This is a genomic window from Blastococcus aurantiacus (assembly GCF_900102425.1).
Classification (GTDB): domain Bacteria; phylum Actinomycetota; class Actinomycetes; order Mycobacteriales; family Geodermatophilaceae; genus Blastococcus; species Blastococcus aurantiacus.
The window spans coordinates 201710-225023 of sequence record NZ_FNBT01000001.1; the positions used below are offsets into that span (position 1 = coordinate 201710).

Consider the following 23314-nt stretch of genomic DNA (forward strand, 5'->3'; position numbering starts at 1 on the left):
TCACCCACGGGGCTGACCGGACGGCGGCGAGCCGCCGTCCGGCGCCCGAGGTCACCGCAGGGTGGCCGTGTCGATGACGAACCGGTAGCGGACGTCGGGGGCCAGCACGCGCTCGTAGGCCTCGTCGACCCGGTCGGCGGCGATGACCCCAACCTCGGCCCCGATGCCGTGCTCGGCGCAGAAGTCGAGCATCTCCTGGGTCTCGGCGATGCCGCCGATCATGACCCGGCGTACGACCGGCGGCCGCCGATGAGCGCCATCACGTGCAGGCTCAGCGGCTCGCCCGGGGCGCCGACGTTGACCAGCGCACCGTCGACGGCGAGCAGCGACAGGTAGGCGTCCACGTCGATGGGCGCTCACCGTGTTGAGGACCAGGTCGCGGCCAACACCCTCGGGCAGGCGCTGCACGCTCCGATGTTCGACGACCCGCAGCGGCCGCCGAACTTCGCCCGGTTCCAGTTCCTCGACCCGCGGTCCCACGACTTCTACGAGAACTGGGAGAGCGCGGCCACCATCACCGCCGCGCTCCTGCGCGCCGAGGCCGGCCGCCGCCCGCACGGCACCCGGCTGCGGGAGCTCGTCGGGGAGCTGTCCACGGTCAGCGAGGAGTTCCGCACCCCCTGGGCCGCGCACGACCTCCGCATCCACCACGACGGCAGCAGGACGTTCCACCACCCCGTCGTCGGCACCCTGGACCTGGGCAACTGCACGCTGGACCTGCCGTCGGCCGACCGCTCCGACCTGCGGCTGACCATCTACACCGCCGTGCCCGGCTCGGCGTCGGAGGACGGCCTCGAGCTGCTGGCGAGCTGGGCGACCCCGCCCGCCGACGAGCAGCCGGCGCCCGCCGTCGAGCAGCCCTGACCCGGAGCGCTCACTCCGGCCGGCGGCCTGCCACGGCCGTGGTCAGCCGGAACAGCTCCTGGTCCGTGGGCAGCGCGCCGAGCTCGCGCAGCTCGGCGTCGACCGCCGCGACCGCCTCCTGTCCCGCCGCCAGCAGCCGGTGGCCGCGCGGGGTGACCTCCAGCAACGCCCGCCGGCCCCGGCCGGTGCCGGCGGGAGCGACGGCGCCGGCGTCGATGAGGCTCGCGACGGTGGCGTGCATGCTCTGCGGCGTCACCCGCGCGCGGCTCGCCAGCTCCGTGTAGGAGAGGCCCGGCTGCCGGGCGAGGTGACCCAGCGCCCCCATCAGCCGCAGCGACAGGCCTGCCGTCTCCAGCGCCCGGTTGAGCCGCGTCTCGACCTGGCGGCCGAGCGCCACCAGCAGGACGGCGGGGCTCGTCGCCGGAGGGCCGGGCGGAGCCGGATCCGTCACGTCGTCGTCCTCTCCTCAGCGGGCGGCCCCATCCTCGCAGGCCCGCCGCACGATGCACCGACGGTTTCAGTCCGGCTGATACCGTGGGGTGACCAAGAGGGAGGGAAGTCATGGCAGCGTTCCTGCTCAGCGTGCACGTGGTGGCAGCGGTGATCTTCGTTGGATCGGTGACCGTCGCCGTCAGTCTCTTCCCCCGCTACGCCCGGCTCGCCCTGGACGAGACGACGGCGGCCACCGCCGTCCCCGGTGTGCAACTGCTGCACCGCGTCACCCGCGCCTACGCCGCGCTGGCGCTCGCCGTGCCGGTCTTCGGCGTGGCGGTCGCGGCGCAGCTCGACGTGCTCGGCGACGCCTGGGTGCAGATCTCGATGGCGCTCACCCTGCTCGCCGGCGTGCTGCTGGCCGGCGTGGTGCTGCCCGGTCAGCGCCGCCTGCTCGACACGGTGACTGCCGCTCCTGAAGGCTCCGCCGACGATGGGGCGACCGTGGCCGCCCCCGCGCGGATCGCCGAGGCGGCCGCGCTCGTGCGCCGGCTGGCCATGGTCTCCGGCGTCTTCAACCTGGTCTGGGTGACCGTGGTGGTGCTGATGATCGTGCGGCCCGGCTCCACGACCGGGGTCTGAGGTGCTCCACCGCCGGCTGGGGACTGCCGCCGCCGTCGAGACCTTGTCCCTGGCGGCACTTCTGACCAACCTCGCGACGGCGCACCTGCCGTGGATCGCGTCCGCGCTCGGGCCCGTGCACGGCTTCTGCTACCTCGTCGTGATCGCACTCGCCTGGCAGCCGCCCGCGCCCTCCCGCGTGCGCGCGCTGTCGCTCGTGCCGGCCGTCGGCGGTCTGCTCGTGCTGCGCGCGCAGCGTCGGCGCGCGGCCGCGGTTCCCGCGTAGCCCGACCGACCGAGGCCATGCGATCCCCGCCGCCCCCCTGGCGGGAGGCGGCGACGAGTGTCCTCGCTCACGTCCTCCGTCGGGCAGGATGGTTGTGCGCAACGGGTCACGTTCGGGAGAATGGCCGCAGGCCACGCCCAGCAGAGGTGCTCCGGTCGTCCCTGCCACCCGCCGGTCCCGCCGGTCAGAGAGGCTGCTGTGAGCGACCCCGTGGACCCCGCGGTCATCGACGACCGCGAGGCCGACCGGCTCCGTGGTGAGCTGGCCATCGCGGCCGCCGGGATCGGGACCTTCGACTGGGACCTGGTCACCGGCCGGCTGGACTGGGACGCCCGCCTGGTCGAGATCTTCGGCTACGACGCCGACACCTTCGACAGCACCATCGACGGCTTCAACGACCGCCTGCACCCTGACGATCTGGACCGGGTCACCCTGGCGCTGCGGACGGCGATCGACACCGGCGGGGAGTTCGCCGCCACCTACCGCGTGTGCCTGCCGGCCGGTGAGACCCGCTGGGTCTCCGCCCGCGGCAGGACGCTGCGCGCGAGCGACGGCACTCCGGCTCGCCTGCTGGGGGCGGCCTACGACGTCACCGACCAGCGGGACGCCGAGCTGCGGGTGACCCGCGTGCTGGAGGCCATGCCGGCCGGCTTCTACTCGCTGGACCGGGACTGGCGGTTCACGCACGTGAACGCGGCCGCCGAGAAGCTCCTCTTCCGCAACCGCGAGGAGCTGCTCGGGCGGGTCATCTGGGACGAGTTCCCCGCCGCCCGCGACTCGGTCGTCGAGGAGGGGTACCGGCGGGCCGTGGCCACCGGCGAACAGGTGTCCTTCCCCGCCTACTACCCACCGCCGCTGGACGGCTGGTACGAGATCCGGGCCTGGCCCAGCCCCGACGGGCTGTCGGTGTACTTCCTCGACATCACCGCCCGGCACCGCGAGGAGCAGCGGGCCAGGCAGACCGCCGCCCGCCTCGCCCTCCTGGCGGAGGTGACCGAGCAGCTGACCGGCACGATGCAGGCCCACCGGGCGGTGGCGATGCTCGCCCAGCTCGTCGCCCCGTCGCTGGCCGACTGGGCGATCGTGACCCTCGTCGACGACGTGCATCCCGGCGTCGGCCGCGGCGTCCGGGACGCCGGCTGGTGGCACTCCGACGAGAAGGTGCGGGAGATCGTCGAGCGGTACTGCCAGGTCCGACTGCCGGCGCTGCAGGAGAACGCATTCGTCTACCGGGCGCTGAGCAGTGGCGAGCCGGTCATCGTGGAGCACGACGCCACCACCGCCATCCGGGAGGTCCTCCAGCCGGGCGAGGCCCAGGACCTGATCTCCGAGCTGGCACCCGAGTCCATAGCGGTGCTGCCGCTGCACGGCCGGGGCCGCACCGTGGGTCTGCTGTCGCTGTTCAACGGCCCTGGACGCGGCGCCATCTCCCCCGCGGACCTGCAGACCGCCACCGAGGTCGCCGGCAGGGCGGGGATGGCGCTGGACAACGCGCGCCTCTACAGCCAGCAGCGCGCCTTGGCCGAGCAGCTGCAGCGCAGCTTCCTCACCGCTCCGCCGGAACCGGACCACGCCGAGATCGTCGTCCGGTACCTGCCGGCGGCCGCGGCCGCCGCCGTCGGCGGGGACTGGTACGACGCCTTCCTGCAACCGGACGGGGCCACGATGCTCGTCATCGGCGACGTCGCCGGGCACGACACCGCCGCCGCCGCGACGATGGGCCAGCTCCGCAGCCTGCTGCGCGGGATCGCGACCTCCCACGACGAGTCCGGACCCGCCGCCGTGCTCGCGAAGCTGGACGCCTCGATGGCGCTGCTGCAGGTCGACACCCTCGCCACCGCCGCGGTCGCCCGCTTCGAGCAGGACATGGACCAGCGCGAGCGCGGGGTCACCCGCATGCGCTGGTCCAGCGCCGGGCACCTGCCGCCGGTCACCGTCCACCCCGACGGCACGGTCGCCGCCCTGGGCACCTTCGGTCGCGCGGAGATGCTGCTGGGCGTCGACCCGGACACCCGGCGCACCGAGACCGTCGTGACCCTGGACCGCGGCGTGACGGTGCTGCTGTACACCGACGGGCTGATCGAGCGCCGGGACTCCGACATCGACGACGGCATGGAGCGGCTGCTGGCCGTGCTCGCCGATCTCGCCGACCTGCCCCTGCAGGAGCTCTGCGACCGGGTCATCGAGCGCATGGTCGAGGGGCATCCCGACGACGACGTGGCGCTCGTGGCCGTCCGTCTCCACCCGCAGGACCGCCCGCGTCCGGCGGAGGCCGGCCCCCGGATCCTGCCGGGACCCGTCCCGCCCGAGCCCGGCACGTGGTGACCGACCGCGACACCGGGAGGCTCCGTCGGGAAGCGGCGGGCGTGGCACGGTGTTCACCGGACGTGCTCGACACGAAGGAGGCACGACGTGACCACTGAGACCGCGATCCTCGCCGGCGGATGTTTCTGGGGTGCGCAGGACCTGCTGCGCAAGCGCCCCGGGGTCATCTCCAGCCGGGTCGGCTACTCGGGCGGCGACACCCCGAACGCCACGTACCGCAACCACGGTGACCACGCCGAGGCGGTCGAGATCGTCTTCGACCCCGACGTGATCTCGTTCCGCGAGCTGCTCGAGTTCTTCTTCCAGATCCACGACCCGTCGACGAAGAACCGGCAGGGCAACGACATCGGCCGCAGCTACCGGTCGGCGATCTTCTACACCAGCGACGAGCAGCGACAGGTCGCCCTCGACACCATCGCGGACGTCGACGCCTCGGGTCTGTGGCCCGGCAAGGTCGTCACCGAGGTGGAGCCGGCCGGCCCGTTCTGGCAGGCGGAGGAGGAGCACCAGGACTACCTGCAGAAGATTCCCTTCGGCTACACGTGCCACTACGTGCGGCCCGACTGGGTGCTACCGCGGCGCGAGCAGCAGACCGCCTAGGGAACAGCGGGCGGGCGCACTGCGCCCGCGACGGCAGGAGGGGCGGGTGGCCCGATGGTCACCCGCCCCTCCTGCGCGTTCAGCCGGGCTTGAGCAGGCAGGCCCAGACGAGCTTGCGCTCGGGCTCGTAGTGCACGCCGTGCTCGGCGGTGAGGTCGGCGATCACGTAGAGGCCGTAGCCGCCCTGACCGGCCGGCCGCTCCCGGGCCGGGGTGGGCGCGCGGCCCGGTGCGCCGTCGGTCACGATGACGATCCACCGCCCCTCGTCGTCCCCGATGTGCAGGCTCGACGGGGGCGAGCCGTGGCGCAGCGCGTTCGAGGTCAGCTCGTCGATCACCAGGACGGCCTGCGAGACGACGTCCTCGATCTGCGCCGGTACGTCGTCCTCGCGCCCGATGCCGAGCGAGGAGAGCAGGAACTGCTCCACCTGCCGCCGCACGGCGCTCAGGCCGCGCAGCGACTCCAGCTGGAGCGACAGCCGGGTCGTGGTGGCCGCGGGAACGGGGCTGTCGCTGCGCCAGGACGCGTACGCCGCGGCGTAGTCCGCCGGGGTCCGGGCAGAGCCACTCACGCCCGCGCACCTTCGCGCCGGACGTGGGCGGAGATCCCTGCGAGGTGGGCAGCCGTGATGCGGCCATCCGCACGCGCGGTTCCCCCCACGAGGGTGCCACCTCCGGAGCGACGTGCCACGGAAGGTGGCGCACGACAGGACGGCCCCATCATGGAGCATGCCGGCGCCTCACGCTGGCGACCGCTCCCCCGTGCCCCGTGTCGTGCGGCTGGAGACGCCACGGTCACGGCTCCGTCGGCGACGTCCCGTGGTCCCGGCTCCGGTCCGGCCCGCCACCGACCGCGACCGGATCGGGGACCACCTCGCCGGCCGGCTCCCCGGCCGGTCGCTCGCCCAGCCGGACGAGCACGATCCCGGCCAGGACGACGATGCCGCCGACGAGCTGCACCCTCCCCGGTTGCTGGTCGAGCGCCAGCCACGCAGCCCCCACCGCGAAGAGCACCTCACCGAGCCCCACGAAGGAGCTCAGCCGCGAGCCCAGGAGGCGGACGGCGGCGATGCCCGTGGCGTAGGCGAACGCCGCCGCGAGCAGCGACAGGCCCAGGACCGGGACCAGCCAGCTGGTCTCCCGCCCGGCGAACTCGACGTCGGACGTCGTCGACCGCCACGGCACGGCGCCGACCAGCGCGGCTCCGCCGAGCAGCAGCGCGCCGACGACCAGTCCCGCCCATGCGCTGACCAGCGGCGGGAGGGCACCCTCGGTCCGGGCGGAGAGGACGAAATAGGCCGCCAGCCCGAGCGCGGCCACCAGACCCCAGACGATGCCGACCGGGTCGAGCCGGGCGCCGCTGGCGACGTCGAGCACCAGCACCAGCCCGGCGAGTGCGACGGCCACCCCGGCGCTGGTGACCGCGGAGGGCCGCTGGCCGAGCCGCGCCCACGTCCACAGCACCACCAGCAGGACGGCGGAGTACTCCAGCAGCAGCGCCACCCCGACCGACAGCCGGGCGACCGCGGAGAAGTAGGCCAGCTGCGGCAGCGCGACGGCGAGCGCACCGAACGCCAGGACGGCGCCGGCGTTGGCCCGCAGCAACGGCCACCGCCCCCGCAGCTGGAGGACGGCGGGGACGGTCAGCGCGAGAGCCGCCAGGCCCATGCGCACGATCACGGCGGACCCGGCGCTCCAGCCGGCCTCCAGCAGGCCGGCGGCGAAGACCCCGGCCGTGCCGAAGGCGGCCGCGGAGAGCACCGCCAGGAGCAGTCCGAGCAGTCCGGTCCGACGGTCGCCCACGTCGGGCGACCCTAGGAGGGAGCGGTCAGCGGTTCTTCCACTGGGGCGCGCGCTTCTCCGCGAAGGCGGTCGACCCCTCGCGGGCGTCCTCGCTGGCGAAGACCGGGGCGATCACCTTCGCCTGCTCCTCCCAGCCCTGCTCGAACGTCCAGTCGGGGGCCGATCGCACGATGTGCTTGGTGGCGGCCACGGCGAGCGGTCCGTTCGCGGCGACGACGGCGGCCAGGGCGAGTGCTCCGTCGAGGGCCTCGCCCGGTGCCGTCACGCGGTTGACCAGGCCGATCTCGGCGGCGCGGGGAGCGCTGATCGGGTCGCCGGTGAGCAGCAGCTCCAGGGCGATCGACTGCGGGATGCGCCGGGGCAGCGCGAGGGCGGCGCCACCGGCGGCCACCAGCGAGCGCTTCACCTCGGGCACGCCGAACCGAGAGTCCTCCGCGGCGACGATGAGGTCGCAGGCGAGCAGCAGCTCGAAGCCACCGGCCAGCGCCCAGCCCTCGACGGCGCCGATGAGCGGCTTGCGCGGCGGCGTCTCGGTGATCCCGCACAGCCCGCGACCCGGGATGCTCGGGGTCTCGCCGCGGATGAAGGCCTTGAGGTCCATCCCGGAGGAGAACGTGCCACCCGCGCCGGTCAGCACGCCGACGCGCAGGTCGTCGGACGAGTCGAGCTCGTCGGCGGCTGCCGCGACGGCGTCGGCCACCGCCTTGTTCAGCGCGTTGCGCGCCTCCGGCCGGTTGATGGTGATGATCAGGACGCCGTCCCGGCGGTCCAGGAGTACCTCGTCGGACACAGCCATCTCCTTCGGTCGGTGGGTCGGTCACGCGTCGTCGCGGATGTCGTGCGGTCGTACGGGTCGTGCGGTGCCGGCCGGGGGCGCAGTCGCTGCGCCCCCGGCACGGGCATCACTTGGGCTGCAGGCGGGCCCCACCGTCGAGGCGGATGAGCTCGGCGTTCATGTAGCTGTTGGCCAGCACCTCGACGGCGAGGGTGGCGAACTCCTCGGAGTAGCCCAGGCGCTTGGGGAAGAGCACGTCGCGCTTGAGCTTGTCCTTGAACGCCTCGGAGGCCTCGCCCGAGCCGTAGATCGGGGTGTCGATGAGGCCGGGGGCGATGGTGTTCACGCGCACGCCGATGGCGGAGAGGTCGCGGGCGATCGGCAGCGTCATGGAGACGACGGCGCCCTTGGAGGCCGAGTAGGCGGCCTGCCCGATCTGGCCGTCGAGCGCGGCGACGGAGGCGGTGTTGAGGATGGAACCCCGCTCGCCGTCCTCCAGCGGCTCTTCCTGCGCCATGGCCGTACCGACGATGCGGATGCAGTCGAAGGTGCCGATGGTGTTGATCTCGAGGACCCGGCGGAAGGTGTTCAGGTCGAACGCCGTCTCGTAGCCGCCGCGGCCGACGGTCCGGCTGGCCGAGCCGATGCCGGCGCAGTTCACGAGCACCCGCAGCGGGCCGATCGTCTTGGCCAGCTCCGTGGCGGCGATGATGTCGTCGGTCTTGGTGACGTCGACGTGGGCGAACGCGCCGTCGATCTCGGTGGCGAGGGCGTTGCCCTTGTCGTCGGCGATGTCGGCGACGACGACCTTGGCGCCCCGGGCGGCGAGGGCACGAGCGGTGGCCGCCCCCAGGCCGGACGCGCCTCCGGTGACGATCGCGGACACATTCTCGAGCTGCACGGGTACTCCCCTGGTTCGGACGACGACTCTGGCGGCGGTGCCGGGGCTCGTAGGTCGCCGGCACTCGCGCACCGTGAAGCTAGCCAGCGCGGGTCATTTCTTGCAACGTTGTGTCGCAGAAAATATTGGGCGACGCCGTCCCCCGTGCGACGCTGCCCGGGTGACCGAGACGACGAGCCGCGGACGGCCCCGTGGGCTGAGCGAGCGCGTCCGCCAGGAGGTCCACGCCGCCGTCCGCCGTCTCCTCGTCGCCGAGGGGTACGCCGCGCTGCGTCTCGACGACGTCGCCGCGGCTGCCGGCGTCCACAAGTCCACGCTCTACCGGCAGTGGGCGACCAAGGCGCAGCTGGTCCAGGACGTGCTGGTCACCGGCGAGCTCGAGCACTACCCGCGGGTCGACGAGGGCAGCCTGGCCGCCGACATCGAGGCGCTGGTCCGCGGGCTGGTCCGGCTGTTCCGGGACCCGACGACCGTCGCGTTCGTGCAGACGCGCGCCGCGGCCGACGACCCGGGGCTGCGCTCCGGGCTGCACGAGCTGGCCCGGCAGGACACGGAGTTCGTCGTCCTGCCGTTCGAGCGGGCGATCGCCCGGGGCGAGCTGCCCCCGGATGCCGACGTCGGCATGCTGGTCGAGCTGCTCGTCGCCCCGCTGCTGGCGCGGGTCGCCGTCACGGGGCAACCGATCGACGACGAGTTCGGCCAGCGGCTGACCGCCACGTTCCTGGCGCTCGCCGCGCCCCCCGCGGTTCCCCGCCTCTGATCGCTCGTCCGGCAGCTGCCCCTCACGGTGGTCCCGGCAGGCACCTCGCCGGTTCACGTCGACCCGCTACCGGCCCTCCTCGCTCGGACGCCGGTCCGCTCCCTGACATGGAGCTCGGTCCCGGTGAGCACGTCCTGGGGTGCTCGGTTGTCGCGTCGGACGGTCGCGGTGCCGATGACCGCGGCCACGAGGCCGGCCTGCACGACCAGCGGTGCGACGACGACGAGCCCGGGCAGTTCTGCGGCTCGGTCTCCGGACCACTGCGCGAACACGGCGACCAGGAACCACGGACCCGAGATGAGCACCCCGCGCAGCGCCAGGGCACGACGTCCGGCGGGACGGCCGTCCGGCTGCACCACCGCCGCGCGGACGAGGTGCTGCCCGGGCGTGGCGCCACCCGCCAGGACCGGGACGGCGACGAAGACGAGCAGGAGGCAGGCCCCCACGAGGAGCGGGTCGCTGCCGCCGACGATGCTCACGAGCAGGAGGTCGACCGACGCAGCGGTCGCCCGGCGCAGGGGACCGGATCGACCCGTGCGCCCGGCCACATGGCCCGGGCGCGGCACCAGGACGACCGCCGGCGCCAGCAGGGCGCCGATCAGTGCACCGGAGACGTTGGTGAGGACGTCGTCGACGTCGAGGACGCGGTAGGCGCAGTCGTACAAGCCGAGGATGCCGCTGCCCTGGACCGCCTCGATGGCCGCGGAGGCCAGCAGTGCGGCCACGAGGACGCGGGGCAGCGACCAGCCGAAAGAGCGCCTGAGCAGCACACCCCCCGGGACGAACATCACGACGTTGTAGAGCAGCTGGAACAGCGCGGGGCTGGACAGCAGTGAACGCCCGTCGGCCAGGTCGTCCCGTACGGCGCCGACGAACGCGAGCGGGTCCAGATTCCGCCCGACGCAGACGACGTCGTCGGGCGACGGCAGGGGAAGCAGCGTCAGCGCGACGACGAAGGCGGCGTAGGCGGCGAAGAGGTAGGCACCGGCGGCGCGCCCCCGGTCGACCACTCCGAACCGTCGGTACTGCACGACCAGGACCGGGACGGTCACCGCGGCCAGCGCGAACAGCGCGAGGACCGCCCCCAGCCCCAGCTGGCCCACGAAGGCGTCGAGCACGGTCAGCACATCGGTCCTCTCGTCGCAGGCACGCGGTCTGCGGTCATGCCGCGGTCAGGGACAGCCAGACGAGCCCCGTCATCCCCGTCACCGTCAGACCGGAGAGCACGAGCAGCACGCGCTGCTCGACCATCACCGCCACGAACTCGCGGAGATACGCGCTCGGCCAGTAGTAGAGCGCGGTCGGGCAACCGACCGCCTGGGCGTCGATGCCCAGACTCCGCGCGAGCATCGCCGCACGAGGGGCGTGGTAGTCGTTCGTCACGATCAGGTAGGGCTCCGGCACGCCACGGGAGTGCAGCAGTCGCGTGCTGAACCGCAGGTTCTCCCGCGTCGTGCGTGCCCGGTCCTCCACGAGGACGTCCTCGGGAGCGACTCCCTCCCGCCGGAGCCACTCGGCCATGGCCACTCCTTCCGCGCGCGGCTCGTCGGGGCCCTCGCCGCCACTGGGGACGATCGGGACCCGCGCGGCGGGCGCGCTCCGCTCCTCGGCGGCGGCGACGGCCAGGCGCAGGCGCGCGGCGAGCAACGGCGGGACCTGCCCCGCCACCAGTCCGGCCCCCAGCACGATCACCGCGCGCGCATCGGCCCGCCGGGCGATCCGGGCGTAGAGGACGGTGTGCGCCGCGAAGAACAGGAACAGCAGGCCGGCGCAGACCTGCGCGGTCAGGAGGCCCGCCGCCAGGGCGCCGGTCACCGGGTTCTCGTGCCGGATCAGCACGACGAGGACGACGGGGAGGCCGATCATCGACAGCCCCGCCAGCAGGGACAGCGCGTTGCCCAGCGATCGACTCTCCCGGCGCAGCATCAGGACGCCGTCGAGGACCAGAAGCAGCGGCAGCAGGGCGAGACCGAGCGCGACCGGGATGCCGATCACCAGGAACACCACGTCGGTGACCGTCTCCAGCACGCGCGACCGCGAGGCCACCACGGCGACCAGACCCAGCAGGTAGTGGACCGCCAGGACCACCAGGACGCCGTTGCGGAGCGCCCGTGGGTCGCTCCGCAGCGACCACACCAGTGCTCCAGCGACGGCGAGGACGCCGAGGACGGCGGGGAGGACCTGGCCGGGGACAGCGGCTCCCTGGCTCACGCGCTCGATACAACCATTGCAGGCCCTGCTCGCGGACGGCGCGCAGGCAGCGCCCGGCCGGACGGTCGGTGAACCGGTCGCCGCGGTGAGCGGGCTCGACACAGTCGGGGGCATCCCGGAGAGACAGGCCCACCCGGCCCCTCGGTGCGAGGCTCCCTCCATGGCGCTCACCGTGGTCTCCCTCGGCAGCTCGTTCGCAGCAGGTCCCTTCATCCCGCCGGTCGTCGACGCGGACGCCGGACGGTCGGGTCGCAACTACCCCCACCTGACGGCGGCGCGACTCGGAGCCGAGCTCGTCGACCTCACGGTCTCGGGCGCCACGACCGCCACGATCCTCGACCAGTCCCAGACGACGATGACCGGGAAGGTGTACGAGCCGCAGATCGAGGGCGTGCCGCGGAACGCCGACGTCGTAACGATCACCGCGGGCGGCAACGACCTGCACTACACGGGCTCCATGCTGTTCGCCGCTTTCGCCAAACAGCCCGCCCACCCGGCGAACCGGATGCTTGCGCCGAGGTTCCCCGACGGGCTGCAGGAACCCTCGGACGAGATGGTCGAGACCGCGGAGTCCGGGCTGGTCCGCATCGTCGAGGAGGTATCGGGCCGCACGGAGAGCGCTCGCATCGTGCTCGTGGACTACCTGACGGTGATCGGCGCGGGAACGAGCGGCGGAGCGTGCTTCGACGAAGCGGAGCGCGACCTGTTCCTCCGGATGAGGACGGCACTGGAGGAAGCGTACGAGCGGGCTGCCGAGGAGTCGGGTGCCGAACTCGTCCGGGTGTCCGAACTCAGCCGCGATCACGGCCTGGACTCCGCTGAACCCTGGGTCAGGGGACTGCTCACGGATCCCGCGTCCAGCGCTGGGTCCTTCCACCCGAACGCCCTCGGCATGGAACGGGTGGCCGAGGAGCTGGTCCGTCTGCTCGCCTGATCAGGAGCGGCGACCATCACCGACGAGTCGACCCGAGGACGCGGCCGGCATGACGGCCGGGGCGGTCGAGATGACCCCGTCCTGCTCCGGCGAGTCACGCGCCGTTCACCCGGATGCGGCAAGGTCGGTCCATGGCGATGCAGGAGGAAACGGCCCAGCCCACGCAGTCATCGACGCCCTACTCCGAGGAGGATCTCGAGCTGGACCTGCGGTGGTGGGCGGCGGCCAACTACCTGACGGTCGGACAGATCTACCTGCGGGACAACGCGCTGCTGCGACGGCCCCTGACGCACGGCGACGTCAAGCCCCGGCTCCTCGGTCACTGGGGCACCAGCCCCGGGTTGTCGGCGCTGTACGTGCAGCTGAACCGGCTGATCAAGCGCACCGGGACGCCGTGCGTCTACATCGCCGGCCCCGGGCACGGCGGGCCGGCGCTGGTGGCCGGCACCTACCTGGAGGGCACGTACAGCGAGATCTACCCGAAGGTCAGTGCGGACGCCGACGGGGTGCTGCGGCTCTTCCGGCAGTTCTCCAGCCCCGGCGGCATCCCCAGCCACGTCAGCGTGCAGACCCCGGGCAGCATCCACGAGGGCGGTGAGCTCGGGTACGCGCTGGTGCACGCCGCCGGCGCGGCGTTCGACAGCCCCGACCTGCTGGTGGCCTGCGTCGTCGGTGACGGCGAGGCGGAGACCGGGCCGCTGTCCGGCTCGTGGAAGATCCCGGCGTTCCTCGACGCGCGACGCGACGGTGCCGTCCTCCCCGTGCTGCACCTGAACGGCTACAAGATCAGCAGCCCGACGGTCTGGGGCCGGTCCAGCGACGACGAGGTGGCGGGATACCTGACCAGCCAGGGTTGGGCACCGGTCTTCGTCTCCGGCGACGACCCCCGGCAGGTGTTCCGCGACCTCGAGGCCGCCCTGCGGACGGCCCACGACCGGATCCGGGAGATCCAGACCGCTGCCCGCAACGGCGGCGAGGACCTCCGGCCGGGCTGGCCGGCGATCGTGCTGCGCACACCGAAGGGCTGGACGGGCCCGCACGAGGTGGACGGCACCCAGATCGAGGACACCTTCCGCGCCCACCAGGTGCCGCTGTCCGGCGTCCAGACCGACGACGCGCACCTGGCCCTGCTGGAGGAGTGGATGCGCTCCTACTCCCCGGAGACGCTGTTCACCGCCGATGGTGCACTGGTACCCGAGCTGGCGGCGCTGGCCCCCGACGGCGACCTGAGGATGGGGGCGACGCCGTACGCCAACGGTGGGCGGCGGCGCACCCCGTTGGACCTGCCCCCGCTGGAGACCTACGCCGTCGACGTCCCCTCCCCGGGCACGACGTTCCACCAGACGACGCATCCACTCGGCGAGCTGCTGCGTGACATCTACGCGCGCACCACCACCGCGGACGGCGGCGGCAGCTTCCGGCTGTTCTGTCCCGACGAGACGGCCAGCAATCGGCTGCACTCGGTCTTCGAGGTCACCGACCGATGCCTGCAGGCGGAGGTGCTGCCGACCGACGACCACCTCTCCCCGCACGGGCGGGTGATGGAGGTGTTGTCCGAGCACCTGTGCCAGGGCTGGCTGGAGGGCTACCTGCTGTCGGGCCGGCATGGCATGTTCGCCACCTACGAGGCCTTCGCCATGGTCAGCGCCTCGATGGTGATCCAGCACGTCAAGTGGCTGCAGCACGCGGCCGGGCTGCCCTGGCGGGCACCGGTGTCCTCCCTGACGATCCTGCTGACCAGCACCTGCTGGCGCAACGACCACAACGGGTTCAGCCACCAGGGCCCGGGCCTGCTGGACACGGTGATCCCGCTGTCGCCGGAGGTCGTGCGGGTGTGGCTGCCGCCGGACGCGAACAGCCTCCTGTCGGTCGCCGACCACTGCCTGCGCAGCACCGACCACGTCAACCTGCTGATCGCCGACAAGCAGCCGCACCTGCAGTACCTCACCCTGGAGCAGGCCGACGCGCACGCCGCCGCCGGGGCGTCCGTGTGGTCGTGGGCCGGAACGGAACCCGACGGCACAGGGGACCAGCCGGACATCGTGCTCGCCTCGGCCGGCGACGTCCCGACCATGGAGACCCTGGCCGCCGCCGAGCTGCTCCGGCAGTGGGTGCCCTACCTGCGGGTCCGGGTGGTCAACGTGATCGACCTGATGGCCCTCCTCCCCCAGGACGACCACCCGCACGGCTTCTCCGAGGACCGGTTCCTCGAGCTGTTCACCCGCGACACCGACGTCGTGTTCGCCTTCCACGGCTATCCGCGGGCGGTGCACCAGCTCCTGCACGGACGCACCGAGCCCGGCCGCTTCCACGTGCGCGGCTTCGAGGAGCAGGGGACGACGACCACGCCGTTCGACATGGTGGTGCTGAACCGGATGAGCCGGTACCACCTGGTGCTGGAGGCGCTGCGCCGGTCCCGCCGGGTCCCCGAGCGCGGCGAGGAGCTGGCCCGGTTCTGCCGCGACCAGCTGACCAAGCACGTCGGCTACGTCCGCGAGCACCTGGAGGACATGCCGGAGGTCCGGGACTGGACATGGGCGGGGTGATCGGCGGCGCCGTCCTGGCCATCAACCCGGGCTCCCGCTCGCTGAAGGCCGCCGTCCACGACACGGGCGGCACCCGGCTGCTGGACCTGCACGTGGCCAGACCGGTGGACGAGTTCGCGGCCGCCGTGCACGAACTGGCCGACCGGGTGCGCAGCCAGGACATCGAGCTCGTCGCCGTGGTGCACCGCGTGGTGCACGGCGGCCCGGAACACACCCGGCCCGAACTGGTGGACGACGACCTGGTGGCGTCCCTGCGCGCCCTGGTCCCCTTCGCCCCCCTGCACCTTCCTGGGGACATCGACGCGATCGTCGCGGCTCGGGGGCAGTGGCCGGAGTTACGGCACGTGGCGTGCTTCGACACTGCCTTCCACGCCACCCTGCCGGACGCCGCCCGCCGGCTGCCGCTGCCCGACGACGTGGCCGCTCTCGGCGTGCAGCGGTACGGCTTCCACGGCCTGAACCTGCAGCACGTCGTCGAGTCGGTGCCGTCGCTCGGCCGTGCCGTCGTCGCTCACCTGGGCGGTGGGTGCAGCGTGACCGCCATCGCCGACGGTCGCTCCGTGGCCACCTCGATGAGCTTCTCCCCCACCGGCGGTATCCCGTCGGCCACCCGGACCGGCGACCTCGACCCCGATGCGCTGTTGTTCCTCGCCGATCGCGGATGGAGCACGGCCGAGCTCCGCGACCTGGTCAACCGGCGGTCCGGACTGGCCGGGATCAGCGGCGGGCTCGCCGACGTCCAGGAGATCACCACCCGAGCCGATGCCGGAGACCGGGCGTGCCGGCTGGCGCTGGAGGTCTTCACCCTCGCCATCGCCACCGAGGTCGCCGGCTCCACAGCAGCGCTCGGCGGCCTGGACACCCTGGTGTTCACCGGCGGGGTCGGCGAGCACTCCTCGACGGTCCGGTCAGCCGTCACCGGCCGGCTGGCCCACCTCGGTGTCGCCATCGACCCGGCAGCCCGCGCGCCCGGCGACGTGTCCGCGGGCGCCGCGCCGGTACGCACCCTCGTCGTGCCCGCGGACGAGGAGATCGTGATGGACGGGCAGACCCGGCGGCTGCTCGCCCGCTGAGGTGGCCTGGGTTCACATGGTGCGTTCAGCGGTCCGGGCCGACGACGGCACACGCCGGTGGACGAGCTCGACGAGGACGACCCCGACCACACCGATCACCGCGGCGAGCGCGAGGGACTGAACAGTGACCTCCAGCAGGACGATCGACCCCGCGATGTCCGGGACCGCGACGACCAGGCACGCCAGCCCGACCATGCCGGCCACGAGCGCCGCCTTCCACGCGGTGAGCGGACGGGCCAGGATCGCCAGCGTCCAGAATGCGACCAGCAGGACGACGAGGGTCGCCGTCGTCCTGGCTCCAGCGATGCCCTCCTCGGGCACGAGCCAGCGTGCTGCGGCGTACCCCGCGTAGGCGGCAGCACCGACGATGACGCCGGTGGGCACGGAGAAGCCGAGCACCCGGCGCAGGAAGCCCGGCAGATAGCGCCGCCGGTTCGGGGCCAGGGCGAGGAAGAATCCGGGTACGCCGATGGTCAGCACGGAGATGAGCGTGAGCTGGATCGGCGCCAGCGGGTAGGCGCCCAGTGTCACCACCGTGATCACGGCCAGCACGAGTGAGTAGATGTTCTTGACCAGGAAGAGGCTGGCCGCGCGCTCGACGTTCGCGATGACCCGCCGGCCCTCGGCGACGGCCTCCGGGAGATGCGCGAAACGACCGTCGAGCAGCACCAGCTGGGCGACGGCTCGGGTCGCCGGCGACCCGTTGCCCATCGCCACCCCGATGTCGGCGTCCTTGAGCGCCAGCGCATCGTTCACGCCGTCGCCGGTCATCGCCACGACGTGGCCGCGCGCCTGGAGCGCAGCGACCATCGCGCGCTTCTGGTGCGGGGTCACCCGGCCGAAGACGCTGTGCGTCTCCAGGGCCTCCGCGAGCGCATCGGCGTCGGCCGGCAGAGCGCGTGCGTCGACGGCGTCGGCCGCACCGCGCACGCCGGGTACTCCGACCGCGGCTGCGACGGCACCGACCGTCCGCGGGTTGTCCCCTGAGATGACCTTGAGGGCCACTCCCTGGTCGGTGAAGTAGCGCAGCACGTCCGCGGCGTCCTCCCGCAGGCGTTCGGCGAGAACCACGAGGGCCACCGGCTCCAGGTGCGGGGGCAGGAGCGCGTCGTCGTCGGCCGCGGTCCAGTGGGCGGTCGACCGGGCCAGCAGCAGGACCCGACGGCCCTGGGCCGCGAGCTCGTCCGCCCGCGCCCGGGCGACCTCCTGGTCGGCACCCACCGGTGAGGGCAGCACCATCTCCGGGGCGCCCAGCGCCCAGGTCCACCCGTCGGTCGTGCGGATCGCCGACCACTTGCGTGCGGAGGAGAACGGCACCACCGCGGCAGCACGCGACTCAGCGGCGGGGAACGCCGCGGCCAGTGCGGAGGCCGTCGCGTTCGCCGGGTCGGCAGCCGCCAGCGCTCCCAGCGCCGTCGGCGCCTCGTCGCCGGCAGCCGGACCCAGCGGGACCAGTTCGTCGAACCGGACGTCGCCGTGGGTCAGCGTCCCGGTCTTGTCCAGGCACACGACGTCCACGCGCGCGAGGCCTTCCACGGCCGGCAGCTCCTGCACCAGCGTCTGCCGTCGGGCCAGCGTGACCGTGGCGACCAGGAAGGCCAGGGTGGTGAGCAGGACGAGCCCCTCGGGGATCATGCCGACGAGCGCGGCGACGGTTCCGGTGACCGTCTCCTGCCAGGTGCTGTTCTCTGTGGTGCGGAACTGGCTCCACAGCACGGCCGGCCCGACGACGAGCAACATGAGCGAGATCCAGCGGAGCAGCCGGTTCGTGGCGGCGACGAGCTCCGAGTGCGTGGTGGTGAAGCGGCGCGCCTCGGTGGCCAGGCGGGCGGCGTAGGAGTCGTCCCCGACGGCTGTGGTCTGTGCCAGCCCCCGGCCGGCGACGACGATCGACCCCGACCGCACCTGGTCCCCAGCCTGCTTGACCACCGGCTCGGATTCCCCGGTGAGCAACGACTCGTCGACCGTCAGGCCCTGGCAGTCCGAGACGACGCCATCGGCCGGTACCTGGTCACCGGCGCCGAGGCACAACAGGTCGTCGATGACCACCTCGGCCACGGCGACGTCCTGCTCCCCGCCGGCGCGACGCACCCGTGCGCGCGGCGCGTTGAGGACCGCCAGCCGGTCGAGCGTCCGCTTGGCCCGCAGCTCCTGGACGATGCCGACCGCGGAGTTCACCACCACGACCCCGCCGAAGAGCCCGTTCTGCCACTGACCGGTTGCGGCGACGAGGACGAACAGCACCGCGAGCAAGCCGTTGAAGAAGGTGAAGACGTTGCCGCGAACTATCTGCCCGATGGTCCGGCTCGTGCGGACGGATGTGGCGTTGGTCTGCCCGGCGGCCACCCGTGCGGCGACCTCGTCAGGACCGAGGCCGGACGACGCCGTGACCGGCCGGGTGTCCGCCTGCATGGCCCTCTTCCTCGAACCGTGCCCGACAGCGGTACGGGCGGGTGCTCTCGTCGGGTGACTGCACCGCTCGCCGGTGATCCCGACGCACGGCGGCACGCGGACATCGGTGTCCCAACTGGAGCATGGGCCCTCGCGCTCCCGTCGACAAGCGCCGGCGATCTCGACGCCCGTCGTCCGGTTGCCTCCGACGGCTGTTCAGCCGGTGCTCGGGTCACTACGTTCCGAACATGTCGACCGCGACGCCGTACCGCCGCTTGAGCCACCGGGTCCGGGCGCTGCCGGGTCTCCTCGCCCGGGCGCCGTGGTGGGTGCTCGTGGCCATCGGCACGGCCACCACGGCGCTCGGACTGCTGCTCGCGGTGCGCCCCCTCAGCTCGCTGACCGTCCTGGGCATCTACACCGGTGTCAGCTGCGTCGTCTCCGGCCTCGGTGACCTGATCGCCCGCCGTGCCGATCGCGGGAGGTTGTCGCTCCTCACCGGGATCGGCTGGGTCCTCGCCGGCGTGGCCGTCCTCGCCTGGCTCGGCCGGAGCCTTCAGTTGCTGGGGCCCTTCGTGGCCGGCCTGCTCGTCGTCAGCGGGGTCGTCCGGCTGCTCGACCTGCGCCGCGGCCCCACCAGCGAACGGCTGCTCGCGGGCGCGTTCGGGCTGTCGGAGATCGCGTTCGGCGCCGTCGCGTGGCTGTGGCCGGACGCCACCCTGCTGGTCATCGCCATCCTCTTCGGGGTCCGCACCGCCGGCTTCGGCCTGTCACTGGTCTGGCGCGGGATCCGGGCCGCGCGTCGACCTTCCCCGGCCCCGACCGACGCGACGGCCCGGCGTCCGGGATCGCCGCTCCTGCGCTGGGCGGCCGCGGGCGCGGTCCTGCTGGTGGCGGGCGCGACGCTGGCGGTCAGCGAACAGTTCCGCCAGGGGGTCCCGGTGCTCGACGGCTTCTACGACGCACCCGACGACGTCCCCGACGAGCCGGGGCAGCTGCTCCGGGCGGAGCCCTACGACGGCGTCCTGCCGGAGGGGCTGGTGGCGTACCGCATCTTCTACACGACCACGGCCGACGACGGCGTCCCCGGCCTGGCCAGCGGCGTGGTCGCCGTCCCGGAGGCCGCGGAGGGGCCGGTCCCGCTGATCGCCTGGGCCCACGGCACGGTGGGCGTCGCGCGCGCCTGCGCGCCCAGCCTGGGGCGCTACGCCATCACCCCCGAGGGCATGCCGGCGATGGACGCCCTGGCCCGCAACGGCTGGGGCATGGTCGCGACGGACTACATCGGACAGGGGACCGAGGGCGACTTCCCCTACCTGATCGGGCAGGGCGAGGGACGCTCGGTCCTGGACTCGGTCCGGGCCGCACACCAGCTGGAGGACCTCGACCTCGCTCCGGAGACGGTGATCTGGGGCCACTCCCAAGGAGGGCACGCCGCCCTCTGGGCCGGGCAGCTCGCCCCGACCTACGCGCCGGACGTCGACGTCGTCGGGACAGCCGCGCTGTCGGCGGCGAGCGACCCGCTGGCCCTGGCCGAGCTCGTCACCGACCACCCCGGTGCCCTCGGGGCCAGCCTCGGCATCTCCTTCGTGCTCGCCGCGTACAGCTGGACCTACCCGGACATCTCGATGGACGACGTCCACCCGGCGGCGCGGACGCTGGTGGAGGAGGCAGCCGCCCGGTGCACCGGCGATCCGGGCACGCTCTTCACCGTCCTGACCGGCGTAGCCGTCTCCCAGGACACGCCCATCCTCCGAGCGGACCCGTCGACGGGGGCGGTCGGGCGACGGCTGCGGGAGAACGTGCCCCTGGGCCCCTGGCCGGCACCCTTGTTCATCGGCCAGGGCACCGACGACGAGGTCATCGTCGCCCGGCTGCAGGACGACTACGTGGCCCGGCTGTGCGCCGCCGGCCGACCCCTGCAGTACACGACGTACGCAGGGAGGAACCACATGGGCGTGCTGGAGCCGGGTTCGCCGCTGAACGCCGACCTCGAGCAGTGGACACAGGACCGGCTCGCCGGACTCCCTCAGCAGAGCACCTGTCCCTGAGCACTCGGATCGGTCCAGCTGATGAACTGCCAGGCCGGCCAGCGTGCTCAGGCCGTTGACCGCCGCATGCAGCAGCGCCGGCGCGAGCAAGCTGCCCGAACGCAACCGCTGCCGGACGAACACGACCCCGGCCGCAGTGCGCACGTCGTTCGCGCCCCGGCAACCGACCCGCGCGGGCAGGGCGCCGGGCGGCGCCACCGGACCGACGTCGCATCCGACGAGAACCTTCCCGGTGAGCTACTCCGCCGCGACCTGCCCGAAGTGGCGTCGGTGGTCCCCCGGGGTGGTGTTCAGCCGGCGCCGGAACGCGCGGTTCATCGTCTCGGGCGCCCCGAACCCGCAGGTGCGCGAGATGCGGTCGACGGCGTGGCTGGTCGTCTCGAGGAGCCGGCAGGCTGCCTCCACCCGCAGCCGCTCCACGTGCTCGCTGGGCGTCACGTCCACCTCGGCCTTGAACACCCGGCTGAACTGCCGCTCGGACAGGTGGACGTGCCGTGCCAACGCGGGCACCGACAGGTCGTCGGTGAGGTGGTCGGGCAGCCACGCCAGCAGCTCGCGCACCGGCTCGCTCTCCGCTGCCTGGGCGGCCAGCATCGTGGAGAACTGCGTCTGCCCGCCGGACCGCCGCAGGTAGACCACCAGGTGCCGCGCGACCGCCGCCGCCGCCCGGGCGCCGTGGTCGTCGGCGACCATCGCCAGGGCCAGGTCGATGCCCGCGGTCACGCCCGCGGAGGTCCAGACGTCGCCGTCGCGCACGTAGATGGCGTCGTCGTCGACCGACACCTGTGGGTACTCGGCGGCCAGCTGCCGGCACTCTGCCCAGTGCGTGGTGGCCCGCCGACCGTCGAGCAGTCCTCCGGCGGCCAGGACGAAGGCGCCGGAGCAGACGGAGGTGATCCGCCGGGCGCCGCCGGCCAGTCGCCGGACCTGGTCCAGCAGTTCCTCGTCCGCGCAGGCCTCGTCCATGTCGCGGCCGCCGGCGACCACGAGCGTGTCCACCGGCTCGGCGACGTCGCGCAGTGCGGTCGTGCCGAACGACAGCCCGGAGCTCGCCAGCACCTGCCCACCCGTACTGCTCACCACCTGGGTCCGGTACTCCGCCCCCGGCACCAGGCGGCTGGCGCTGGAGAACACCTCGAGCGGGCCGGTCACGTCCAGGATCTGCGCCGACGGGAAGGTCACCACCGCGACATCGAGACCGGACACGGCGACACGGTACGGGGCGGCATGGCCGGATTCGTCAATTCTTCGTCCTGGCGCCCCCGGCACCGGTGGCTCAGTGTCGGACCGTGCCCGCGACCGCTGCCCCGCCCGCCACGACGGGATCCGACCGCGATGCGGTCCGGAGCGGCGGCGGTCGCGCCCTCGGCCGTCGCCTGGCCTGGGTGGTGGCCGGCTCGGTGCTGCTCGGCCCGCTCGCCGTCGCCGTGCTCGTGCTGGGCGTCGTCGCCGGCGCGCCCGAGCACGTGCTGATCGGGTGCGGACTGCTCGGTCTGGCGCTGGGGTGGGCGGTGCTCTTCCTGGCGTCCTCGACGCTGACCGACCGGCCGCAGCGCTGGGCCGCGGTGCCTGCTGCCGCGCTCGGCGCCGGCGGAGCGGCGGTGATGGTCCTCGCGCCGGGCGACCGCGCGCTGAGCGCCGCCGGCTGGGTCTGGCCGCCCCTCCTCCTGGCGCTCACGGCGTGGACCGCCGCCCGTGCGGCGCGCTCGCTGCACCTCCGTGTCCCGTTCTGGCTGCTCTCCCCCGCCCTCGTGCTGCTCCTGCTCGCCTCACTCGGCGGCGGCTCGGCGACCCTGCGGACCACGCTCGCCGATGATCCGCCGTCGATGCCCGGGGAGCTGGTCGACGTCGGGAACCACCGGCTGCACCTGTCGTGCACCGGCTCCGGCAGCCCGACCGTCCTGCTGCTGGGCGGGATGGGTGAGACCTCCGCCGCCTGGGGGCTCGTGCAGCCCGCCGTCGCCGGCACGACGCGGGTCTGCTCCTACGACCGCGCCGGTCAGGCGTGGAGCGACGGCGCCACGGGACCGAAGGACGGCCGGCAGGTCGCTGCTGACCTGCACGCCCTGCTGGACCGCGCGGGCGAACCTGGCCCCTACGTGCTCGCCGGGCACTCCGTGGGCGGTCCTTACGCGATGGTCTACGCGGCGGAGCACCCCGACGACGTCGCCGGCCTGGTCCTGCTGGACTCCGCGAGCCCCTTCCAGTTCACCGCGCTGCCCGACTATCCCGGCGCCTACTCGTTCATGCGGCGGGCCACGGCGCTCCTGCCGGTCCTGCAGCGCCTCGGTGCCGGTCCGCTGCTGACCTCCGACGTCCCGGCGGACCTACCGCCCGCGGCCAGGTCGCAGGTGCGAGCGTTCGACGCGAGCCCGCGCGAGCTGCGCGGCCTGCGGGACGAGGTGGCGGCCTACCCCGCGCTCTTCGAGCAGGCCCAGGCCCTGACCGGGATCGGCAGCACCCCGCTCGTCGTCGTCACCGCGACCGCCGGCGACCGGCAGGCTGGCTGGGCGGACGCGCAGGCCGCCCTGGCCGAGCTCTCCCCCACCAGCAGTCATCGACTCGTGCCGGCGACGCACACGTCACTGTTGCTGGATGCCGCCGACTCCGACCACACCGTCGCCGCCATCGCGGACGTGGTGCAGGCGGCGCGGACCGGCTCAGCGGCGGCGGAACCGTGACCGGATCCGCCCCACGGGCGACCATGCCGGCTGGCCTGATACGTGCCCCGGCTGCGTGGGG

General features: G+C 73.4%; 22 protein-coding genes. 11 read left to right on the plus strand and 11 right to left on the minus strand.

Annotated elements, in window-relative coordinates:
• Window positions 1-51 precede the first annotated feature (51 nt).
• Together BLS70_RS21460 and BLS70_RS21465 are read right to left on the minus strand one after the other, a co-directional pair.
• Window positions 52-222 (minus strand): hypothetical protein, encoded by a 171-nt coding sequence (locus BLS70_RS21460; RefSeq protein ID WP_218122221.1) that lies wholly within the window; start codon window positions 220-222, stop codon window positions 52-54.
• Window positions 219-344: a hypothetical protein gene (locus tag BLS70_RS21465; RefSeq protein ID WP_304457082.1), complete on the minus strand. Its 126-nt coding sequence runs from the start codon at window positions 342-344 to the stop codon at window positions 219-221. The genes BLS70_RS21460 and BLS70_RS21465 overlap by 4 nt, the downstream gene beginning before the upstream one ends.
• A gap of 4 nt (window positions 345-348) precedes the next feature.
• Between BLS70_RS21465 and BLS70_RS00960 the strand changes: the two genes are divergently transcribed.
• Window positions 349-864 carry an MmyB family transcriptional regulator gene (locus BLS70_RS00960; RefSeq protein WP_176946220.1) on the plus strand — a complete coding sequence of 172 codons (516 nt, stop codon included), beginning with the start codon at window positions 349-351 and terminating at the stop codon, window positions 862-864.
• Window positions 865-874: 10 nt separating this feature from the next.
• Here BLS70_RS00960 and BLS70_RS00965 read toward each other — a convergent pair whose 3' ends face one another.
• Window positions 875-1315, minus strand: a complete 441-nt coding sequence (locus BLS70_RS00965; protein WP_218122222.1) for a MarR family winged helix-turn-helix transcriptional regulator — start codon at window positions 1313-1315, stop codon at window positions 875-877.
• 110 nt (window positions 1316-1425) lie between these two features.
• Between BLS70_RS00965 and BLS70_RS00970 the strand changes: the two genes are divergently transcribed.
• From BLS70_RS00970 to msrA, 4 genes are all read left to right on the plus strand, one after another.
• Window positions 1426-1938: a hypothetical protein gene (locus tag BLS70_RS00970; protein ID WP_091763652.1), complete on the plus strand. Its 513-nt coding sequence runs from the start codon at window positions 1426-1428 to the stop codon at window positions 1936-1938.
• Between the two features lies 1 nt (window position 1939).
• A complete protein-coding gene (locus BLS70_RS00975) occupies window positions 1940-2203 on the plus strand; it encodes a hypothetical protein (RefSeq protein WP_218122223.1) in 264 nt (87 codons plus the stop codon).
• Between the two features lie 198 nt (window positions 2204-2401).
• Entirely contained in the window at window positions 2402-4528 is a 2127-nt protein-coding gene (locus BLS70_RS00980; protein ID WP_255362146.1) for a SpoIIE family protein phosphatase, read from the plus strand.
• An 87-nt stretch (window positions 4529-4615) separates the two neighbouring features.
• On the plus strand, window positions 4616-5128 hold the full coding sequence (gene msrA / locus BLS70_RS00985) for a peptide-methionine (S)-S-oxide reductase MsrA (protein WP_091763654.1): 513 nt from the start codon (window positions 4616-4618) through the stop codon (window positions 5126-5128).
• A gap of 79 nt (window positions 5129-5207) precedes the next feature.
• On the opposite strand, the gene BLS70_RS00990 is transcribed toward msrA, so the two are convergent.
• The 4 genes from BLS70_RS00990 to BLS70_RS01005 all read right to left on the minus strand — a co-directional run bounded on the left by BLS70_RS00990 (window position 5208) and on the right by BLS70_RS01005 (window position 8606).
• Complete coding sequence (locus BLS70_RS00990) at window positions 5208-5699, minus strand: ATP-binding protein (RefSeq protein WP_091763655.1); 492 nt, start codon at window positions 5697-5699, stop codon at window positions 5208-5210.
• A gap of 223 nt (window positions 5700-5922) precedes the next feature.
• A complete protein-coding gene (locus tag BLS70_RS00995) occupies window positions 5923-6930 on the minus strand; it encodes an EamA family transporter (protein WP_091763656.1) in 1008 nt (335 codons plus the stop codon).
• Between the two features lie 25 nt (window positions 6931-6955).
• Window positions 6956-7720 (minus strand): crotonase/enoyl-CoA hydratase family protein, encoded by a 765-nt coding sequence (locus BLS70_RS01000; RefSeq protein ID WP_091763657.1) that lies wholly within the window; start codon window positions 7718-7720, stop codon window positions 6956-6958.
• 112 nt (window positions 7721-7832) lie between these two features.
• Complete coding sequence (locus BLS70_RS01005) at window positions 7833-8606, minus strand: SDR family NAD(P)-dependent oxidoreductase (protein ID WP_091763658.1); 774 nt, start codon at window positions 8604-8606, stop codon at window positions 7833-7835.
• A 160-nt stretch (window positions 8607-8766) separates the two neighbouring features.
• Here BLS70_RS01005 and BLS70_RS01010 point away from each other — a divergent pair, with 160 nt between their 5' ends.
• Window positions 8767-9366 (plus strand): TetR/AcrR family transcriptional regulator, encoded by a 600-nt coding sequence (locus BLS70_RS01010; protein ID WP_218122225.1) that lies wholly within the window; start codon window positions 8767-8769, stop codon window positions 9364-9366.
• A gap of 53 nt (window positions 9367-9419) precedes the next feature.
• Here BLS70_RS01010 and BLS70_RS01015 read toward each other — a convergent pair whose 3' ends face one another.
• Window positions 9420-10493 carry a VanZ family protein gene (locus BLS70_RS01015; RefSeq protein ID WP_091763659.1) on the minus strand — a complete coding sequence of 358 codons (1074 nt, stop codon included), beginning with the start codon at window positions 10491-10493 and terminating at the stop codon, window positions 9420-9422.
• A gap of 34 nt (window positions 10494-10527) precedes the next feature.
• A complete protein-coding gene (locus tag BLS70_RS01020; RefSeq protein ID WP_091763660.1) occupies window positions 10528-11577 on the minus strand; it encodes a YdcF family protein in 1050 nt (349 codons plus the stop codon).
• Window positions 11578-11737: 160 nt separating this feature from the next.
• Between BLS70_RS01020 and BLS70_RS01025 the strand changes: the two genes are divergently transcribed.
• The 3 genes from BLS70_RS01025 (at window position 11738) to BLS70_RS01035 (ending at window position 16130) form a co-directional block, all read left to right on the plus strand.
• A complete protein-coding gene (locus tag BLS70_RS01025) occupies window positions 11738-12511 on the plus strand; it encodes an SGNH/GDSL hydrolase family protein (RefSeq protein WP_091764086.1) in 774 nt (257 codons plus the stop codon).
• Window positions 12512-12642: 131 nt separating this feature from the next.
• Window positions 12643-15057, plus strand: coding sequence for a phosphoketolase family protein (locus tag BLS70_RS01030; protein WP_218122226.1), 2415 nt, complete (start codon window positions 12643-12645; stop codon window positions 15055-15057).
• Window positions 15045-16130, plus strand: coding sequence for an acetate/propionate family kinase (locus BLS70_RS01035; protein ID WP_091763662.1), 1086 nt, complete (start codon window positions 15045-15047; stop codon window positions 16128-16130). Before BLS70_RS01030 ends, BLS70_RS01035 begins: the two co-directional genes overlap by 13 nt.
• A 12-nt stretch (window positions 16131-16142) precedes the next feature.
• Here BLS70_RS01035 and BLS70_RS01040 read toward each other — a convergent pair whose 3' ends face one another.
• On the minus strand, window positions 16143-18542 hold the full coding sequence (locus BLS70_RS01040) for an HAD-IC family P-type ATPase (RefSeq protein ID WP_091763663.1): 2400 nt from the start codon (window positions 18540-18542) through the stop codon (window positions 16143-16145).
• Window positions 18543-18769: 227 nt separating this feature from the next.
• Here BLS70_RS01040 and BLS70_RS01045 point away from each other — a divergent pair, with 227 nt between their 5' ends.
• Window positions 18770-20572, plus strand: a complete 1803-nt coding sequence (locus BLS70_RS01045; RefSeq protein ID WP_091763664.1) for a lipase family protein — start codon at window positions 18770-18772, stop codon at window positions 20570-20572.
• Window positions 20573-20809: 237 nt separating this feature from the next.
• Here the strand turns inward: BLS70_RS01045 and BLS70_RS01050 are convergent, their stop codons facing one another.
• The gene (locus BLS70_RS01050; protein ID WP_091763665.1) at window positions 20810-21778 is read right to left on the minus strand and encodes a GlxA family transcriptional regulator; all 969 of its coding nucleotides are present in this window, start codon (window positions 21776-21778) and stop codon (window positions 20810-20812) included.
• A gap of 83 nt (window positions 21779-21861) precedes the next feature.
• Here BLS70_RS01050 and BLS70_RS21470 point away from each other — a divergent pair, with 83 nt between their 5' ends.
• Window positions 21862-23253: an alpha/beta hydrolase gene (locus BLS70_RS21470; protein ID WP_091763666.1), complete on the plus strand. Its 1392-nt coding sequence runs from the start codon at window positions 21862-21864 to the stop codon at window positions 23251-23253.
• The last annotated feature ends 61 nt before the right edge of the window (window positions 23254-23314 follow it).

Coding starts and splice junctions, on each gene's coding strand:
- BLS70_RS00960 (WP_176946220.1), top strand. CDS start 349: ATGGGCGCTCACCGTGTTGAGGACCAGGTCGCGGCCAACACCCTCGGG.
- BLS70_RS01025 (WP_091764086.1), top strand. CDS start 11,738: ATGGCGCTCACCGTGGTCTCCCTCGGCAGCTCGTTCGCAGCAGGTCCC.
- BLS70_RS01040 (WP_091763663.1), bottom strand. CDS start 18,542: ATGCAGGCGGACACCCGGCCGGTCACGGCGTCGTCCGGCCTCGGTCCT.
- BLS70_RS01035 (WP_091763662.1), top strand. CDS start 15,045: ATGGGCGGGGTGATCGGCGGCGCCGTCCTGGCCATCAACCCGGGCTCC.
- BLS70_RS21460 (WP_218122221.1), bottom strand. CDS start 222: ATGATCGGCGGCATCGCCGAGACCCAGGAGATGCTCGACTTCTGCGCC.
- BLS70_RS00970 (WP_091763652.1), top strand. CDS start 1,426: ATGGCAGCGTTCCTGCTCAGCGTGCACGTGGTGGCAGCGGTGATCTTC.
- BLS70_RS01030 (WP_218122226.1), top strand. CDS start 12,643: ATGGCGATGCAGGAGGAAACGGCCCAGCCCACGCAGTCATCGACGCCC.
- BLS70_RS01045 (WP_091763664.1), top strand. CDS start 18,770: ATGTCGACCGCGACGCCGTACCGCCGCTTGAGCCACCGGGTCCGGGCG.